Annotated in this window: 13 protein-coding genes and 1 pseudogene; 6 read left to right on the top strand and 8 right to left on the bottom strand. The window is 64.4% G+C overall.

The genetic code is table 11. The annotated features are described in order from the left end of the window. Positions 1-34 precede the first annotated feature (34 nt). Entirely contained in the window at positions 35-3,034 is a 3,000-nt protein-coding gene (locus tag WKH79_RS07575) for a TonB-dependent receptor (protein WP_341858498.1), read from the bottom strand. Between the two features lie 348 nt (positions 3,035-3,382). Here WKH79_RS07575 and WKH79_RS07570 point away from each other — a divergent pair, with 348 nt between their 5' ends. From WKH79_RS07570 to WKH79_RS07555, 4 genes are all read left to right on the top strand, one after another. Next, positions 3,383-4,555 (top strand): acetyl-CoA C-acetyltransferase, encoded by a 1,173-nt coding sequence (locus WKH79_RS07570; protein ID WP_341860101.1) that lies wholly within the window; start codon positions 3,383-3,385, stop codon positions 4,553-4,555. A 27-nt stretch (positions 4,556-4,582) separates the two neighbouring features. Then, entirely contained in the window at positions 4,583-5,368 is a 786-nt protein-coding gene (locus WKH79_RS07565; RefSeq protein ID WP_050600790.1) for an SDR family NAD(P)-dependent oxidoreductase, read from the top strand. Between the two features lie 176 nt (positions 5,369-5,544). Further along, on the top strand, positions 5,545-6,414 hold the full coding sequence (locus tag WKH79_RS07560) for a crotonase/enoyl-CoA hydratase family protein (protein WP_341860100.1): 870 nt from the start codon (positions 5,545-5,547) through the stop codon (positions 6,412-6,414). Positions 6,415-6,488: 74 nt separating this feature from the next. Then, the gene (locus WKH79_RS07555) at positions 6,489-6,959 is read left to right on the top strand and encodes a MarR family transcriptional regulator (protein ID WP_050600789.1); all 471 of its coding nucleotides are present in this window, start codon (positions 6,489-6,491) and stop codon (positions 6,957-6,959) included. Positions 6,960-7,005: 46 nt separating this feature from the next. Here the strand turns inward: WKH79_RS07555 and WKH79_RS07550 are convergent, their stop codons facing one another. The 7 genes and pseudogenes from WKH79_RS07550 to WKH79_RS07520 all read right to left on the bottom strand — a co-directional run bounded on the left by WKH79_RS07550 (position 7,006) and on the right by WKH79_RS07520 (position 14,395). After that, positions 7,006-8,004, bottom strand: a complete 999-nt coding sequence (locus WKH79_RS07550) for a type II secretion system F family protein (protein WP_341858497.1) — start codon at positions 8,002-8,004, stop codon at positions 7,006-7,008. A gap of 19 nt (positions 8,005-8,023) precedes the next feature. Next, positions 8,024-8,995, bottom strand: coding sequence for a type II secretion system F family protein (locus WKH79_RS07545; protein ID WP_050600787.1), 972 nt, complete (start codon positions 8,993-8,995; stop codon positions 8,024-8,026). A gap of 51 nt (positions 8,996-9,046) precedes the next feature. Next, positions 9,047-10,335 (bottom strand): annotated as a pseudogene (locus tag WKH79_RS07540) (pilus assembly protein CpaE). 6 nt (positions 10,336-10,341) lie between these two features. Beyond that, the gene (locus WKH79_RS07535) at positions 10,342-10,992 is read right to left on the bottom strand and encodes a CpaD family pilus assembly protein (protein ID WP_063505429.1); all 651 of its coding nucleotides are present in this window, start codon (positions 10,990-10,992) and stop codon (positions 10,342-10,344) included. A gap of 13 nt (positions 10,993-11,005) precedes the next feature. After that, positions 11,006-12,538, bottom strand: coding sequence for a type II and III secretion system protein family protein (locus tag WKH79_RS07530; protein WP_082835570.1), 1,533 nt, complete (start codon positions 12,536-12,538; stop codon positions 11,006-11,008). A 41-nt stretch (positions 12,539-12,579) separates the two neighbouring features. Continuing rightward, complete coding sequence (gene cpaB / locus WKH79_RS07525; RefSeq protein WP_341858496.1) at positions 12,580-13,587, bottom strand: Flp pilus assembly protein CpaB; 1,008 nt, start codon at positions 13,585-13,587, stop codon at positions 12,580-12,582. Between the two features lie 91 nt (positions 13,588-13,678). After that, positions 13,679-14,395, bottom strand: coding sequence for a prepilin peptidase (locus tag WKH79_RS07520; RefSeq protein WP_160765825.1), 717 nt, complete (start codon positions 14,393-14,395; stop codon positions 13,679-13,681). Between the two features lie 87 nt (positions 14,396-14,482). Between WKH79_RS07520 and WKH79_RS07515 the strand changes: the two genes are divergently transcribed. Together WKH79_RS07515 and WKH79_RS07510 are read left to right on the top strand one after the other, a co-directional pair. Beyond that, positions 14,483-15,451, top strand: coding sequence for an alpha/beta hydrolase (locus WKH79_RS07515; RefSeq protein WP_341858495.1), 969 nt, complete (start codon positions 14,483-14,485; stop codon positions 15,449-15,451). Beyond that, positions 15,448-16,542 carry an FAD-dependent oxidoreductase gene (locus WKH79_RS07510; RefSeq protein WP_269420681.1) on the top strand — a complete coding sequence of 365 codons (1,095 nt, stop codon included), beginning with the start codon at positions 15,448-15,450 and terminating at the stop codon, positions 16,540-16,542. The genes WKH79_RS07515 and WKH79_RS07510 overlap by 4 nt, the downstream gene beginning before the upstream one ends. The last annotated feature ends 30 nt before the right edge of the window (positions 16,543-16,572 follow it).

Genomic DNA, 16,572 nt, shown 5'->3' with positions numbered 1-16,572 from the left:
CACCGCCCCCACTCATTTCATCGTGTCGATGCGACTAGAAGCGAAGCTTCACGGCAGCCGCGTAACGACGGCCGAGGGCGTCGTAGGTCGACGGGTAGATGTTACCCGAGTTGTACGCGGTCGAACCGATGTCCGAGCCAACGATGGTCGGCTTGTTGTCGAGCAGGTTCTGCACGGTGACGACGAACTCGAAGTTCTCGGCAGCCGCCCAGCGCAGGCTCAGGTCGAAGTAGCTTTCGGCACCGATGGTGTTGAAGTCCACTTCCTGACCAGCAACCGGACCAGCGCTTTCGTCAAGAACGCCGACGAAAGCGTCGCCGCTTTCCGCACGCTGAAGGGGTTCGTACTCGACACCGTCGAGGTAGCGCCACAGCAGCGAGACATCCAGCTCGTCGTAGAACGAGAAGGTTGCGCGGGTGTTGAACACGAACTCAGGCTGGATCGAGCCACAGTTCACCGAGTAGTAGCTCACGCACTCACGGTTGACCGAGGTCGGGGTTGCCTGGAATTCGTTGCGGTTCGTCCACGTGCCGTCGGTCGAGAACCGGAAGCCGATATCGTCGGTCAGGCTCGTGCGATAACGCATGCTGACGTCGATACCATCCGTCTTGATCGTGCCGAGGTTCGACAGGCTGAGCAGCAGCCCGGGAACTTCGTTCGGCGAACCGTCGAGACCACCGGTAGTCGCGCTACGAAGGATGAGCGAGCAGAACGGATTGCTTGCGCTCGGTGCATCGTAACACCCACCGACAAGGTCGTTGACCGTCGGCGTGGTGATCGCGTCTTCAACCTTGATGTTGAAGTAGTCGATCGTGAACGAGAGGTTGTACATCGGTTCGAACACCGCACCCACCGTCCAGGTGGTGGCCGTTTCAACGCCAACATTGGGGTTGCCGCCCGTGGTGATGTTGATCTGGCCGGCTGCCGGCTGGAGGATGTTGCCGATCAGGCTCTGCGCTGCCGCCTGGCTCGCGCCACCAGCCACGATCTGCGAAACGCAGGCCGCAGTCAGTGCAGCATTGCCAACCGGGTTGGTACCTGCACAGGGGTCGACAGCAAGGTTCGACAGCTGGGTGACGACCGGCGTGAAGAGTTCACCGATGTTCGGTGCACGCGACGAACGCTGGTAGTTACCGCGATAGGTGATGCCATCGATGGGGGTCAGCGTACCGCCGACCTTCCAGGTGAACTCACCGCCTGCAGTCGAGTAGTCCGAATAACGGCCACCGGCTTCGAGGGTCAGATCGCGAACGAACGAATCTTCGATGACGGGGATGGCGACTTCACCGAAGAAGTCCTTGACGTTGTACGAACCGTTGATGTCCGGAGCGGCACCGCCGCCGCCGACAACTGCACCCGGGGTCTGCGAAGCTTCGTCCGACAGGCGGGTTGCGGTGTACTTGCGGTATTCGGCACCGAGCGCGAACGAGATCGGGCTAGCCGAAATGCCGAAGCCGAGGTCGCCGTCGATGATCGCCTGCGCCTGCGTCAGGCTGGCCTGGGTGATCACCTGCTGCGTCAGGTTGAAGACGTAGTCGATGGCTTCCTGCGAGCCGAGATCGCCGAGCGGACCGAACAGGTTGATCGGCGCACAGCCGCCAGCCGGATCGACGCACTGGACGCCACCGGCACCGTCGGGAATGGCCAGAAGCGACTGCTCGAGGCGCTGCAAACGGGCGAAACCGCCCTGGCGCTGGATGCGTTCGCTTTCACCGTATCCGCCCGAAACTTCCCAGCCGATCGAATCGGTGATGTCGCCGCGGAGGCCGCCCACGAGATTGAACAGCGTTGTGGTGAAGTCCGAAGTACGCGTGCCAGCTTCCGGCGTACGACGACGGATCGAGCTGGTGACCAGGACATAATCCGGGTTCGCCGTGCCGTCAGCCAAGGTCGGGCCGAACTGGCTGTTCCGGGCTGCAGCGTATTCTGCTGCGGTCAGGCCAAGGTTGTCACCGTACAGCTGTGCGAGCGACTCGGGGATGTACGGGTTGTTCAGGTTCACCTGATAGGTGTTGAAGAACGAACCGCCCGGAGCGATGATCGTCGAAACGGTGTTCTTCGAGAACGCCGCCTGGGTGAACACTTCGACAGCGTCCGACACTTCGTAGTTCGCCGAACCATAGACGTTGAAACGTTCGAACGGCGTCAGGAAGATATTGAACGGGTTGAAGTTGAACGGGCGATCGAAACCGCAGAAGTTCACGCCGTCGTCACAGATCTGACCGACAACACCGGCAGTACCGGCATCGGGACCATCGGGTGCGACGATGACCGCGGGAACTGCGTTCGAAGAGCCGCTGCCCGTGCCGGAGAACGAACCGATGTTGAACAGCGAGAAGTCACGGTCGCCCTGGTAAACGGCGTCCTGGTTCTGGTAGCCGATGCTCAGGACTGCGTTACCGCGGCCATCGTCGAAGTTGGCACCCAGGGTGACGTCGGCACGGAAAACGTTGCCGTCGCCTTCTTCGGTGATCTGCTGCGAAGCGGTTGCCTCGAGGCCTTCGAAGTCGGTCTTGGTGACGAAGTTGACAACACCGCCGATTGCGTCGGCACCGTAGGTGGTGCTTGCGCCGCCGGTCAGGATTTCCGTGCGCTCGATCACTGCCAGCGGAATGTTGTTGAGGTCGACGCGGCCGGTGGTGTCGGCCGGCGTGAAGCGGCGGCCGTCGAGCAGGACGAGGTTACGCTCGGAGCCGATGCCGCGCAGGTTGACGAAGCTCGAGCCGCCGTTGCCGTTGTTGACGGCCGAACCGACGCTCGGAACCGCCGAGGGCAGTTCGCGCAGGAATTCTTCTGCAACGTTGGTCTGGGCGAGTTCGAGGTCGTCGCTGCTGACGACGCTGACCGGGCTGGCCAGTTCGAGGTTGGGGTTCGAGATACGCGAACCGGTAACGACGATTGCTTCCGAAGGCACGACGGGAGCGGCAGTTTCTTCCGCTTCCGTTGCAACCTGTGCCATCGCCGGCTGCGCGAGAAGCGCAAGACCGAGAGCGGCAGGTGCCGCGCTGGCTTTGAAGTAGGTTTGGAGTTTCACTCTGATAATCCCTCTATTGATCGACCGACCCCTGAGGTCGGATCTCCAAGGAACCCCTGGGAGGAATAGAGAAAATGCACGAACTTAACGCCCATGCAGATGCAGGATCCCTCCAGTGGAACGTCGCATGTGCCTTTAGGGACGCGGTGAATGCAAAGCTTTTGTTACATTTTGGCCGGTTTGGCGTAGCGGGTGTGACGCCGATGTCACACCCGCCGGCCCGCCCGGTTTTCGTGCGTCCGGGCCGGCGGAGCAATCGCGGAAACATTCGGTCCCGCGCTGCTTGACGTTTACGTAACCCCGGCTTACCCAATTGGTCCCATTTGAAAACCTATAATGAGGATGTCGATGCCCGAAGCCTATATCGTCGAAGCCGTCCGTACCGCCGGGGGGCGCCGCGGGGGCCGTCTTGCCGGGGTGCACCCGGTCGATCTCGCCGCCACATCGCTCGATGCGGTCATGGAGCGCAGCGGTCTCGAGGCCAAGGCTGTTGATGACGTGGTGATGGGCTGCGTCAGCCAGGGCGGCGAGCAGGCCATGCAGGTCGGTCGCAATGCCGTGCTGGCGAGCAAGCATCTGGGCGAGGGCGTCCCCGCGGTCACGATCGACCGCCAGTGCGGCTCCAGCCAGCAGGCGATTCAGTTCGCCGCGCAGGCGGTGATGAGCGGCACGCAAGACGTCGTCATCGCCGCGGGTGTCGAGAGCATGAGCCGCGTGCCGATGGGCTCGACCGCGATGTTCCACATGAAGGAAGGTCTAGGCAATTATAAGTCGCCCGGCCTCGAGGAGAAATATCCCGGCATCCAGTGGAGCCAGTTCATGGGCGCGGAAATGATCGCGCAGAAGCACGGCTTCTCGAAGGACGACCTCGACCGCTTTGCGCTGGCGAGCCACCAGAAGGCGATCGAAGCGACCAAGTCGGGCGCCTTCGAAAACGAAATCGTCGGCGTCGAGATCGAAACCCCCGAAGGCGAGGAATGCCATACGGTCGACGAGGGCATTCGCTTCGACGCCACGCTGGACAGCATCGCGGGCGTCAAGCTGCTCAGCCCCGAAGGCAAGATCACCGCAGCCAGCAGCAGCCAGATCTGCGACGGGTCGAGCGCGGTACTGGTGGTCAGCGAACAGGCGCTGAAGGACTACGGCCTCACCCCGCTGGCGCGGATCCACAATCTGACGGTGACCGCGGGCGATCCGGTGATCATGCTCGAAGAACCGCTGTTCGCCACCGATCGTGCGCTCCAGCGCGCGGGCATGAACATCGGCGATATCGACCTGTATGAGGTGAACGAGGCGTTCGCGCCGGTGCCGCTGGCATGGCTCAAGCACCTCGATGCCGATCCCGCCAAGCTCAACGTCAATGGCGGCGCGATCGCGCTGGGCCACCCGCTTGGTGCGTCGGGCACCAAGCTGATGGCCACGCTGGTCCACGCGCTCAAGGCGCGCGGCAAGAAATACGGCCTGCAGACGATGTGCGAAGGCGGCGGCGTCGCCAATGTCACCATCGTCGAGGCGCTCTAATTCACTTGAAATCTGAGAGGACAATCCATGGAAGTAAGTAGCAAAACCCCCGCCGTCGTCACCGGCGGTGCATCGGGTCTCGGCGAAGCGACTGCGCGTGCGCTGGCCGCCAAGGGCGCCAAGGTCGCCATCTTCGACATGAACGAAGAGAAGGGCGAAGCCGTCGCCAAGGACATCGGCGGCATCTTCTGCAAGGTCAATGTGACCAGCGACGAGGACGTCGATGCCGGTTTCGCCAAGGCGCGCGAAGCGCATGGCCAGGAACGCATTCTCGTCAATTGCGCAGGCATCGGCAATGCGATCAAGACCGCCAGCCGCGACAAGCAGAGCGGCGAGATCAAGCATTTCCCGCTGTCGGCCTTCGATTTCGTCATCCAGGTCAACCTGATCGGCACCTTCCGCTGCATCGCCAAGTCGGCCGCCGGCATGATGACGCTCGACCCGCTGACCGAGGAAGGCAATCGCGGTGCGATCGTCAATACCGCCTCGGTCGCGGCCGAGGACGGCCAGATGGGCCAGGCGGCCTATTCGGCATCGAAGGGCGGCGTCGTCGGCATGACCCTGCCGATCGCGCGCGACCTGATGAAGGAAGGCATCCGCGTGAACACCATCCTGCCGGGCATTTTCGAAACCCCGCTGATGAATGCCGCGCCGCCGCAGGTGAAGGAAGCGCTCGCAGCCAGCGTGCCGTTCCCCAAGCGTCTCGGCCTGCCGGGCGAATACGCCAAGCTTGCAATGTGCATGATCGAGACCGGCTACTTCAACGGCGAAGACGTGCGCCTCGACGGTGCCATCCGCATGGCGCCGCGGTGATCGCCAGACGACTTTCCCATTGCAGGCGGGAGACCTAGTCTTGCCTGCATGATTTATTCCAGCGCCCCCGTCCGCATGCCGAAAACGGCGCGGGCGGGGGCGCTTTGCATTTGACCCTCGGGACCGCGTTCCATGCGTTCCGTCCTGACGGGATGACCGGAGAGGAAAACCAACCCATGTCCTACAGCCAGATCAAGCTCGACATCGCCGACGGCATCGCCACCGTGACGCTGCACCGGCCCGACAAGATGAACGCCTTCACCCGCACGATGATGGCCGACTTCATCGATGCGCTCGACACGACCGACGCCGATGACAGCGTGCGCGCGGTCGTAGTGACCGGACATGGCGACAGGGCGTTCTGCGCCGGGGCGGATCTCACGCCCGATGACGGGGGGCATGTCTTCTCCGATCCCAATCCGGTCGACGACCTGTCCGACGAGCGCGTGCGCGACGGGGGCGGACGGCTGACCCTGCGCCTGTTCGATTCCAAGAAACCCTTGATCGGCGCGTGCAACGGGGTGGCGGTGGGCGTCGGCGCGACGATGCAATTGCCGTTCGACATCCGCCTGGCGAGCGACACGGCGCGCTTCGGCTTCGTCTTCGCGCGGCGGGGAATCACGCCCGAAGCCGCCTCGAGCTGGTTCCTGCCGCGGCTGGTTGGCATGCAGACCGCGCTCGAATGGTGCATGACCGGGCGCATATTCGATGCGCAGGAGGCGCTCGATCGCGGCCTCGTCCGGTCGCTCCATCCGCAGGGCGAATTGCTCGATGCTGCGATGGGGATCGCGCGCGAGATTGCCGACAACACCTCGGCCGTGTCGGTGGCGATGACCCGCGCGATGCTGTGGCGGATGGGCGCGGGCGGACATCCGATGGATGCGCACCGGATCGACAGCCGCGCGATATACCGGCTCAGCCGCAGCGAGGATGCCAAGGAAGGCATCGCCAGCTTCCTCGAGAAGCGCGCGCCGGCCTATCCCGACACGGTCGGCAGCGACATGCCCGATTTCTACCCCTGGTGGGACCAGCCCGAATATCGCTGAGCCGCCGCGCCGGAAGTGAAGGTTACATCGGCAACGGCCTTGCCATGCGAGGGCCGTCCTATAAACGTAGCACCATGCCGAAACACCAGCCCGCCCAACGCCTTGCAGAGTTCCTGCCCTACCAGCTGTCGATCGCATCGAACGCGGTTTCGACGCGGATTGCGGAACAATATCGCAAGCGCTTCGCGCTGAAGACCACCGAGTGGCGGATCATGGCCGTGCTGGGTGATCACGGTGCGCTGACGCAGCGCCAGCTTTCGCAGCAGACGCTGATGGACAAGGTACCCGTGAACCGGGCCTGCAAGCGGCTGGAAGACCGCGGTCTGGTGCAGCGATCGCCCAATGCCAGCGACGGGCGGTCGCACCTGCTCGAACTGACCTCGGAAGGGCGCGCGGTCCACGCGGGTATCATGCCGCTGGCGCTCAAGATCGAAGGCCAGCTGTTCTCGGTCCTGAGCGAAGAGGAACGCGCCAGCCTGCTGGACATGCTCGTCCGCGTGCGCGACCAGGCCGGAGACTTCGACGCGGAAAGCCTGGCCGACTAGGCGTCGGCCAGGCTTTCGGGTCGCATCTGCCGCGGGAGCGTGCGGTCTAGCCGATCCCGCCGCTGAAAGCGTCGGCGATCGAACAGGCCGCCGGGCCGAGAATGACGATGAACAGCACCGGCAGGATGAACAGGATGAGCGGCACGGTCATGATGGCCGGAAGCCGTGCTGCCTTCTCTTCGGCGCGCATCATGCGTTCGTTGCGGAATTCTGCCGACAGGACACGCAGCGCGGATGCCAGCGGCGTACCGTAGCGTTCGGTCTGGATCATGGTCGTGACCACGCCCTTCACCGCGTCGAGATCGACACGGTAGGCAAGGTTGTCGAACGCCTTCTTGCGCTCGTTGAGGAACGACAATTCGATCGCGGTCAGCGCGAATTCGTCACCCAGTTCGGGATAGGCGCGGCCGAGTTCCTTGGCCACGCGGTTGAAGGCGGCGTCGACGGTCAGGCCGGCTTCGGCGCAGATGACCAGCAGGTCGAGCGCGTCGGGCAGCCCCTTCCGGATCGCATCCGAACGCTTCTTGGCGATGTTGCTGATATAGAGTTCGGGGCCCTTGTAGCCAATGAACAGGGCGAGGGCGAGCGCTCCGACGCGCTTCATCTGCCAGTCGGGGTAGACTTCGACCAGATACAGCATGACGAAGGCGAAACCGCCCAGGAGGATCGGCAGCACGGCGCGCAGGCCGATGATGACGATGGCCAGTTCCTTGTTGCGGAAACCGGCCTGCGCCAGCTTTTGCTGAACGACTTCGACCTGGCTTTGCTGCAGCACTTTCATGCTGCCGAGCGTGTCCTTGATCCGGTCTGTGGTGTCGGTCTTGCGGACGAGGCTCTGGCGCTTCTTCGTGCTTGCCGTGACGAGCCCCATCTTGAGCTCTTCGCGGCGGCCTTCGAGCGCCTTGACGCGCTTGCTCATCGGATCCTTGATCGTCAGCGCCGTATAAATGGCGAAAACGACGGCCAAGGCGGCGATGCCTGCCATGATCGAGCCGACGATGTAAACGTCGAAACCAAGCAGTGTGGGGCCGGTTGCGGGATCCATTGCGCTTATCCTTCCCCGATCAGATTTCGAAGTTGACCATTTTGGCCATGATGAAGGCGCCGATGCTCATCCACACCAAGCCGCCGAGCCCGGTGACAATCAACCGGTCGTCTTCGAAGAACCCGCCGATGTAGGACGGATTGATCCACAGGATCATGCCGAAAACGATGAAGGGAAGCGCCCCGACGATATAGGCGGAAGCTTTGGATTCCGAGCTCATCGCCTTGATCTTGAGCTTCATCTGCGCGCGCTTGCGCAGCACGTCGGACAGGTTCGACAGCGTTTCGGCAAGATTGCCCCCCGTCTCACGCTGGATTGCCAGCGTGATGCAGAAAAAGTTGAACTCTGGAATGTCGAGCCGATCGGCGGTTTGCTGGAGTGCTTCCTCCATCGTCCGCCCGATCTTGATGCGCTCGACCACGCCCTTGAATTCCTCGCCGACCGGGCCGGGTACCTCCTGCGCCACCACGGCAAGCGTTTCGGTGACGGGAAGGCCGGAACGCAGGCCGCGCACCAGCAGTTCGATGGCATCGGGAAATTTGGCATTGAACTGGGCCGTGCGTTTCTTGATCGCACGCGAGACAATAAAATGCGGCAGGCCCGCGCCGACAAAGACACCGATGGCCAGCGCCAGACCGACAGAGCCGCTGCGCAGATACAGCAGGATGGCAGCGCCGATCCCGAGGCCGATCGAGGCGTAGGCATACTGGCTCAGCGTCCAACCCTTGCCCGTGCGGTCAAGCCGGTTAGCGAGGGCCTCGACGCGTGACGTCGATCCGGCAACCCGGTGCATCTTGGGGCGCCGGGCCGCGATAGCCTTCTTGAACTGCGATTCGACCTTGGCATCGGTGCTCTGCGAATGGCGATAGCGAAGCTGTTCGAGCCGCCGCTGGCTGGCCTTGCTCGCATTCGGTCCGGACAGCAGCATGTACCCGATCGCCAGTAGGGCAAAAACCCCGATGGTCAGCAGCGCGAGCTGGGTAATGTTCATGCTTGGTCTCCGTTTGCCTGCTGGCAGAACCGGGTTGGCCCCCGGGCGGCGTTATTGCGCGGGTTCTGCCACCGGGTCGGTCTTTTTCTTCGCGAGCAGCTGCTTGAAATCGAGTGCGCCGAGCAGCGATTTCTTCGCCCCCCGCCATCGCTTTCGTCGAGGTCGCCTTCGGCCGCGCCGATAACCAGCGAGGCAAGCTGATTGATCGCGGCACTGGCTTTCGATCCGCCATTCGCGTCGACGAAGGTCTTGCCCAACTTGGCCGCATTGGTCGCCGCCTTCTGGTCGAACGGGATGGAGATATCGATCTTGCGTTCGATCGAGGCCTCGAAATCGGTCTTGCTGATCTCCGCCATGCCTGGCTGCACCTTGTTGGCGACGACGATGACCTGCGAATGCGGGGCGTTCGTTTTTAGCCAGGACAGGATCCGGATCGTGTCCCGCGCCGAGGCAAGCGACATCTCAGCCGCCAGCACGATCGCATTCACTTCATTGAGCAGATGCGGGAAATTGATCAGCATGTTGCGCGGCATGTCGAGCACGGTCATTTCGAACTGGTGCTTGAACTCTTCCTGCAGCTGCAGGAATGCGGCGCCATCGGTCATCAGCGGCTGGTTGATCGGCGCTTCGGCCGACAGGATGGCGAGGTTCTCGTTCGCACGGATCATCGCGCGTTCGATGAACAGCCCGTCGATGCGGCCGGGATTGTCGATCGCGTCGGTAAGACCGCGGCCCGGTTCCAGGTCGAGCGTCAGCGCGCCGGTGCCAAAATGCACATCGAGATCGAGCAGTGCGGTCGGCATACGCTTCTCGGCCGAGAACAGCCATGCGAGCGAAGTGACCAGCGTCGAGGCACCGACTCCGCCGCGCGTGCCGATCACGGCAGTCGAAATATGGCGTTTGACGCCTTCGTCATCGCCCGCCTTGGGGGCCATGAACACTGCCTGCGCCTGGGTCAGCGAATCGCGCAGCATGTTGGCGGACAGCGGCTTGAGCAGGTAATCGTGGATCCCGCTGGCCAGCAGGTCGCGATAGAGCCGCACGTCGTTGACCTGGCCGATCGCGATGACCACCGTGCCGGGTTCGCAGACTTCGGCCAGTGCGTTGATGTCGTTGAGCGGATCGCCGCTTTCGGACAGGTCGACCATCAGGATGTTCGGGCTTGCCGACACCGAAAGCGACTGGATCGCGTTGCGCAGACCGCCCTTGTTGCATTTCTCGGGAGGCCAGCCGAGCTCGATCACGACCGGGCGCAGCACGTCGAGGGCGTTCTCGTCGCAGATATAGGCTGCAAAGGCATCGCGGTTGCCGGGCAGGCCCGATTTGAGTGAAGCGCTCATGGCTGCTTAGCCTCCTTCTGTGCTGCTGACTTCGGCAAGATCGCCCGTGCCGGTCGGTTCCTTGTCGCGGTAGGCCTTGATGGCCTTGGTCGAGGTCGTGACGATCGTCTCGCCAGTGCCCGCCTGCCCGCTGATCAGGTCTTCGGGATTGGCAACCATGGCAGCGAGATTGCCGTTCACGGCACATCCGTATCCCGGGTAGGTCGCGTTATATTCGTTGCCCTCGGCATTGGCCGACCAATTGGGACAGTCGGGAACGCTGGCCGTCGACCGGGTGATGACGATCCGCGCCTGTCCCGGGGCGACGTAACCGGCAGTCACTGGCGATCCATCGCTGACCAGCAAGCCGTGCCGCTCTGCCAGTGCGGCAAGGTCTTCCGAAACCGCCGGGTTGGCCGTGGGGTCGTCGAGCGAAATGCGATCGCCATACCCGAGGCCCATCGCGTCGAACCATCCTGCGATCCGCTGCTGTTCAGCCACCGGCAGGCCCTGGCCGCCGGTCTGGACATCGAGCGTGAAATTGGTGCGTTCGACGACCGGCTGGCGGGCGCTGTAAAGCGACTTGTTCTCGGTCGGGAAGCCGCCGCATGCGCCCAGCGCGAGGCCGAGCGATAGTGCGAGCGAGCCGGCGAACTTGCGTTTGATTGCCTTGGCCATTCTACTCTTCCCCTTATTCGAAGCTGAAGCCGGGCTGCGCCGAAGCGCGGCGTGCCTCGCTCTCGCGCTTGGGTTGCTGTTCGCCGTCATCGGCGGGCAGACCCTGCGATACCGACGGCGCGGCGGGCGTACTCTCGACAGCACGCGGCTTGGGCCGCTCGGCACCAGTGACGCCATCGCTCTGCTGGAAACCCAGCAGGCGCTGGAACTCGGACGGCTTGCGGAAGCCGTCGGTCGGCAGCTTGATATCGTTGCCGTCCACCGGCTTCACCAGGTACGGCGTCACCACGATTACCAGCTCGGTCTCTCCCTTGCGGTAGGTGGTCGAGCGGAACAGGTTGCCGAGGATCGGTATGTCACCGAGGCCGGGTGCCTTGTCGATCGTGTTGGTGGCCGAGTTCGACAGCAGCCCCGCGATCATGAAGCTTTGCCCCGACCCGAGTTCGATCGTGGTTTCGGCGCGGCGAGTGGTAAGCGCGGGGACCTCGAACCCGTTGAGCGTGATCGCCCCCTGGCTCGACAGCTCCGATACTTCGGGACGGACGCGCATCGAGATGCGGCCATTGGCGAGAACCGTCGGCGTATAGGCCAGGCTCACCCCGTAGTTCTTGTATTCGATCGTGGTCGTGCCAAGGCCCTGGGCGAGGGGAATCGGAAACTCTCCGCCCGCGAGGAATTCGGCAGTCTCGCCCGACAGGGCGGTCAGATTGGGCTGCGACAGCGTGGTGACGAGCCCCTGCGTCTCCGCAAGATCCAGCGCGGCACCGATATCGAGACCGAGGAACTTGCCGAACGCGCCCAGCGTGCTGCCGGAGGAACCCTGATTGACAATGTTGTAGAGATCGCCCTCGAGGTCGCTCCCCACCGCGACCGGTCCGCCCGGCGAAACCTGCGTGAAGGGAGAGCGGCCCTGGCCGATCCCGAACTTGAAGCCGCCGGTCGCATCCACGCTGGTGAGATTGACACCCAGCGCACGCACCACGCTGCGGCTGACCTCGGCAATGCGAACCTGCAGGTTGACCTGTAGCGGTGTCGCCATGCGCAGGCGGCTGATGACATTCGCGTCCGTACCGACATAGGCCTCGACGAGGCGCTGTGCTTCGGCGGCGTCTTCGGGCGCTGCGACCGTGCCGGTCAGCAGGATGACATTTGACCCCATGGTGGCGACCGATATCTTCGCCTGCGGCATGGCCATGGCGAGCAACTGGTCGATGCTGCCGATGTTCGAGCCCACGCGGATATTGGCGGACCAGATGATGTCGCCCGCCGCATTGCTGGCGTAGATCGTGGTTTCGCCGCCGGACTTGCCCATCACGAACAGCTGGCGCTGCGACTTGATCTGCACGTCGGCGATCTCTTCGTTGGCGACGAAGACGTCGGCCATGGTGCCGGGCACATTGACCAGTTCGCCGCGGCCGATCGACAGGACGACTTCCGATGTCGGGCGCACGACCGACTGCGCCGTCGCGACGCTTGTCGGTGCAGCTGCCAGCGGCGCGATCGCCAGGCTGGCCAGCAGCAGTTTGGATGTAAGACGACGTTTCATGGCTTGGCCCCCTGAATGGCGTACCTTGTTCTGTTTTCCGCTCATCGACCGCCCACCGGTACCTGCGTGGTTTCCTTGCCGCGCGTGACGCGGACCGTGGGGCCCGAATAGGTGAGCGCTTCGGGACCGGCGGTCGGCATTGCGGCCTGCTGCGGGGCGGTCGAGCCCTGCGGCGGAACCGTCCGGCGCTGGAAGCGCGAGACGTCGCCGCCCGTGACAAAACTTGCCTTGCCGTCGATCGGGCGCGACATCGCCTGGCGCAGGATGCGTTCTTCCTCTTCGGACGTGGCGTCATCGGGGATCGTCACATCACCCGAAGCGATCGCGCGTTCGAGTTCGGTCTGGTTGTCGGCCAGCGAGCGCAGCGACAGGCTGAGCACGCCGATGGTCTGCGCGACGGCGACCTTTTCGGCGATCACCGGAGTGACTTCGAGCGTCACCGTGCGGAACTCCTTCACCACGGTCGAGCCGTCCTCGTTCTTTTCAGACACGGTGGACTGATCGGTGGCCAGAACACGAAGGTTACGAAGGATGGTTTCCGACGCCTTCAGATTCGCACCCTCGGTGCCATCGACCTCCTGCGTCAGGACCATGTCGACGCGGTCACCCGGGAAGACGAAGCCGGCCACGCCCGACTGGGCGGTCACGGGAACGGTGATGGCGCGCATGCCCGGTGCCAGAGCGGCGGCGAGGAAGCCGCGATCGCCCGGCGCGACCAGCGTGCCCTGCGTGACGGGTTCGCCGGCCGTGATCGGGTGGCGTACCACCGTGCCCAGCAGCTTGCTCATATCGGCTTCGCCGTCGAGGAAATAGGCGTCCTGGACCAGCTCTTCGGGCCACAGCTGGAAGCCGATTGCATCGGCCGTTATGATCGTGCCGACCGGCAGCGCGCGCTGGGCAACCAGGACCTTGGGGCCCTGCGCTTCGACCCGCGCCGCGGCATCGGCCTGCGGTGCGCTTGCGCCGGCGAACATGCTGCGCGCAATCAGCGCCGTACCAACCGCGATTACCAGCGCGGCGATCAGCAGAACCAGCTTCTTCCTATCCATGGCTGTCTAGCCCCCTAATTCGGCCCGCCGGTCAAAGGTGCGGGCAAGTATGGTTTCGTGCCTTACGGGCGAATTGGTTAAGAACGGGTTCTCAACCGCCTGCGACGGGCCCCGCCTGCGCCAGCAACTGTCCGCTGGCGACGATCCAGATGCCCGCGAGCGAGATCGCCGGGCCGTAGGGGACCCACAGGTCCCGTTCGTGCCGGCGAATGATCCGGATCGATCCGAACGTGACGATCAGCAGGACTGCGAACGGTGCTGCAACGAGCGCGATGGCGGCTGATGCGCTGCTCGCCGCAGCCGCGATCAGCGCTTCGGGCACTGGCAATTGCGGCCCGCCCAGGACCGCGCTCGCGAAGAGGGCCGCGATGAGCGTTCCCACCAATAGCATTGCGGTATCGCGCGCCGGACGGGTCCTGATCGTGGTCGAATGCGCCACCCGCCACGCAGCAATCCCCATCGTCAGCACCCAGCCGAGCATCGCCATCGCGATCAGCAGCAAGGTAAATTGCGAGGGCGGGATCCACAGCGCCAGCGCGGTCAGCAGCTTGACGTCGCCGCCGCCCATCTGGCGAATGGCGAACAGCACGCAGCAGGTTGCGAAGACCAGCAGGGCCAGTCCGATCTGGAAGCCGATGCCGGGCCAGAGCGGCAATCCGATCGACAGCCAGTACAGCGGCGCACCAAGCGCAACGGTCAGCGTCAGCCGGTTGCTGATCGTCCGGTGCCTGAGGTCGGTCACGATTACCCAGAGCAGTGCGATTGCCAATCCGGCAAGCAATACGTAGGTGAAAATCTGGTTTTGCATGACGCTCCGCAAGCTCTGCTTCGGACGGCAGTGATAGCGCAGCGTGCTTACCAAAAAGTAACCATAGAGGAGGCCGCGGACACCGGCATGCCAGCGCCACAGGAAACCTTCGACCGCCGCGCCATTCCCGCGTCCGCGACCGAATCGCGTTTCGTCCTGCCCGATGGACATGCGATCAGGCGGATCGACTGGCCGGGATCGGGCGGCGGCAAACGGGGATCGATCCTGTTCCTTTCCGGGCGCGGCGACTTCTACGAAAAATATCTCGAAACGCTCGATCACTGGCATGGCGAAGGCTGGCGCGTGACCGCCGCCGACTGGCGCGGCCAGGCCGGTTCGGGGCGGCTCGGCGGCGACGCGGTGACCGGCCACATCGCGGATTTCACCGACTGGACCGCCGATCTCGCGCAGCTGTGGCGTGCGTGGAAGGAAGACACCCCCGGGCCGCATGTCCTGGCCGGCCATTCGATGGGCGGGCACTTGGTGATGCGCGCGTTGGTCGACGGCCAGGTCGATCCCGATGCGGCGGTCCTCAGCGCACCGATGATCGGCATGGCGGGGCCCCCGCTGCCGCTGGGCCTGCTGCACACGGTGGCGCGCTTGATGACGCGGATCGGCGACCCCCGGCGCCAGGCTTGGAAATGGAGCGAGAAACCGGGCGAAATGCCGGCTGACCGCAACGCCCTGCTGACCCATGACGGCGGGCGCTATGCCGACGAGCTTTGGTGGCGCGAACAGCGCCCCGAACTGGTCATGGGCCCCGGCAGTTGGGGCTGGGTCGAACGGGCCTATGCCTCGGTGCGGCACCTTGCCCGCAAGGGCATGCTCGAAACGGTCCGCGTGCCGGTGCTGGTGCTGAGCACTGCAGCGGACCGGCTGGTGAGCCATGCCGCCGCGGTCCGCGCGGCCGAGCGCTTGCCGCAGGGCGAACTGATCGCCTTCGGCGACGAGGCGCGCCATGAGATCCTGCGCGAGGTTGATCCGGTGCGGGCGCGGGCGCTGGCCGGGATCGCCGAATTCCTCGACCGCGTCGCGCCGGCGGGAGCTAGGCCATGACCGCCGATTTCGCGATCGTCGGCGCCGGCATTGCGGGTGCCAGCCTGGCCGCCGAACTGGCCGAGGGCGGCGCCAGCGTGCTGGTGCTCGAGGCGGAGGATGAACCCGGCTACCACGCGACCGGACGATCCGCCGCATTCTGGGAGGAATGCTATGGCGGGCCCGAGATCGTGCCGCTGACGCTGGCATCGGGGCCGTTCCTGCGCGACGGCGGTTTCCTGCATCAGCGCGGCGCCCTCTACATCGCGCGCGAGGGCGACGAGGAGCTGGTGACCGACTTCATGCAGCGTTTCGTCCCGACTGGTGCGACGATCCAGCACCTGGGACGCGCCGACCTGCAAAAGCGGCTTCCCGGAGTCCGTCACGAATGGTCCGATGCGATCTGGGAGCCGGTCTGCGCCGATATCGACGTGGCTGCACTGCACGCGCATTATCTGGCGCGCATGCGTGCCGCCGGGGCGCAGCTGGAATGCCGTGCACGGGTGTCGGGGCTCAAACGCGACGGCGGACGCTGGGAGATCGCGACCGACCGCGGCGCCGCCCACCATGCAGCGACCATCGTCAACGCCGCCGGCGCCTGGGCCGACGAGCTGGCGGCGATGGCAGGTGCGCAGCCCGCCGGGATCGAACCCTATCGCCGCACGGTGGCACAGTTGCGGATCGATCCGCCCGTGTCGAACGATCTTCCGCTGGTGCTCGACATTCGCGGCCGGTTCTATTTCAAGCCCGAATCCGGGCGTCTGTGGGTCAGCCCGCACGACGAAGTGCCGAGCGAGGCGTGCGATGCCGCGCCTGAAGAGATGGCTGTCGCCGAGGCGATCGCGCGGCTCGAGGAAGTGGTCGACTGGCGGGTGGAAGCGGTCGAGCACAAGTGGGCTGGGCTGCGCAGCTTCGCCAAGGACCGCCGACCGGTCTACGGTTACGATCCCGCAGTCGAAGGCTTCGCCTGGTTCGCGGGGCAGGGCGGCTTCGGTATCCAGACATCGCCGGCTGCCGCGCGCCTCGGCCGCCAATTGCTGCTGGGCGAGGCACGCGACGCCCTGACCGAAACGCTCGATGCCGAGCTTTATTCACCGGCGCGCTTCGCCTAGCCAAAAATGCGCCGGGCGCTAGGATGCGCC

It is taken from the genome of Qipengyuania sp. GPGPB31, assembly GCF_038396345.1.
In the GTDB taxonomy this organism is placed as follows: Bacteria; Pseudomonadota; Alphaproteobacteria; order Sphingomonadales; family Sphingomonadaceae; genus Qipengyuania; species Qipengyuania citrea.
This window is presented reverse-complemented; position numbering and strand designations above follow the sequence as displayed.

What these genes read in the sequence shown, in the direction of transcription:
- WKH79_RS07570 (WP_341860101.1), top strand. Translation starts at nt 3,383, where the DNA reads ATGCCCGAAGCCTATATCGTCGAAGCCGTCCGTACCGCCGGGGGGCGC.
- WKH79_RS07565 (WP_050600790.1), top strand. Translation starts at nt 4,583, where the DNA reads ATGGAAGTAAGTAGCAAAACCCCCGCCGTCGTCACCGGCGGTGCATCG.
- WKH79_RS07560 (WP_341860100.1), top strand. Translation starts at nt 5,545, where the DNA reads ATGTCCTACAGCCAGATCAAGCTCGACATCGCCGACGGCATCGCCACC.
- WKH79_RS07555 (WP_050600789.1), top strand. Translation starts at nt 6,489, where the DNA reads ATGCCGAAACACCAGCCCGCCCAACGCCTTGCAGAGTTCCTGCCCTAC.
- WKH79_RS07550 (WP_341858497.1), bottom strand. Translation starts at nt 8,004, where the DNA reads ATGGATCCCGCAACCGGCCCCACACTGCTTGGTTTCGACGTTTACATC.
- WKH79_RS07545 (WP_050600787.1), bottom strand. Translation starts at nt 8,995, where the DNA reads ATGAACATTACCCAGCTCGCGCTGCTGACCATCGGGGTTTTTGCCCTA.
- WKH79_RS07535 (WP_063505429.1), bottom strand. Translation starts at nt 10,992, where the DNA reads ATGGCCAAGGCAATCAAACGCAAGTTCGCCGGCTCGCTCGCACTATCG.
- WKH79_RS07530 (WP_082835570.1), bottom strand. Translation starts at nt 12,538, where the DNA reads ATGAAACGTCGTCTTACATCCAAACTGCTGCTGGCCAGCCTGGCGATC.
- cpaB (WP_341858496.1), bottom strand. Translation starts at nt 13,587, where the DNA reads ATGGATAGGAAGAAGCTGGTTCTGCTGATCGCCGCGCTGGTAATCGCG.
- WKH79_RS07520 (WP_160765825.1), bottom strand. Translation starts at nt 14,395, where the DNA reads ATGCAAAACCAGATTTTCACCTACGTATTGCTTGCCGGATTGGCAATC.
- WKH79_RS07515 (WP_341858495.1), top strand. Translation starts at nt 14,483, where the DNA reads ATGCCAGCGCCACAGGAAACCTTCGACCGCCGCGCCATTCCCGCGTCC.
- WKH79_RS07510 (WP_269420681.1), top strand. Translation starts at nt 15,448, where the DNA reads ATGACCGCCGATTTCGCGATCGTCGGCGCCGGCATTGCGGGTGCCAGC.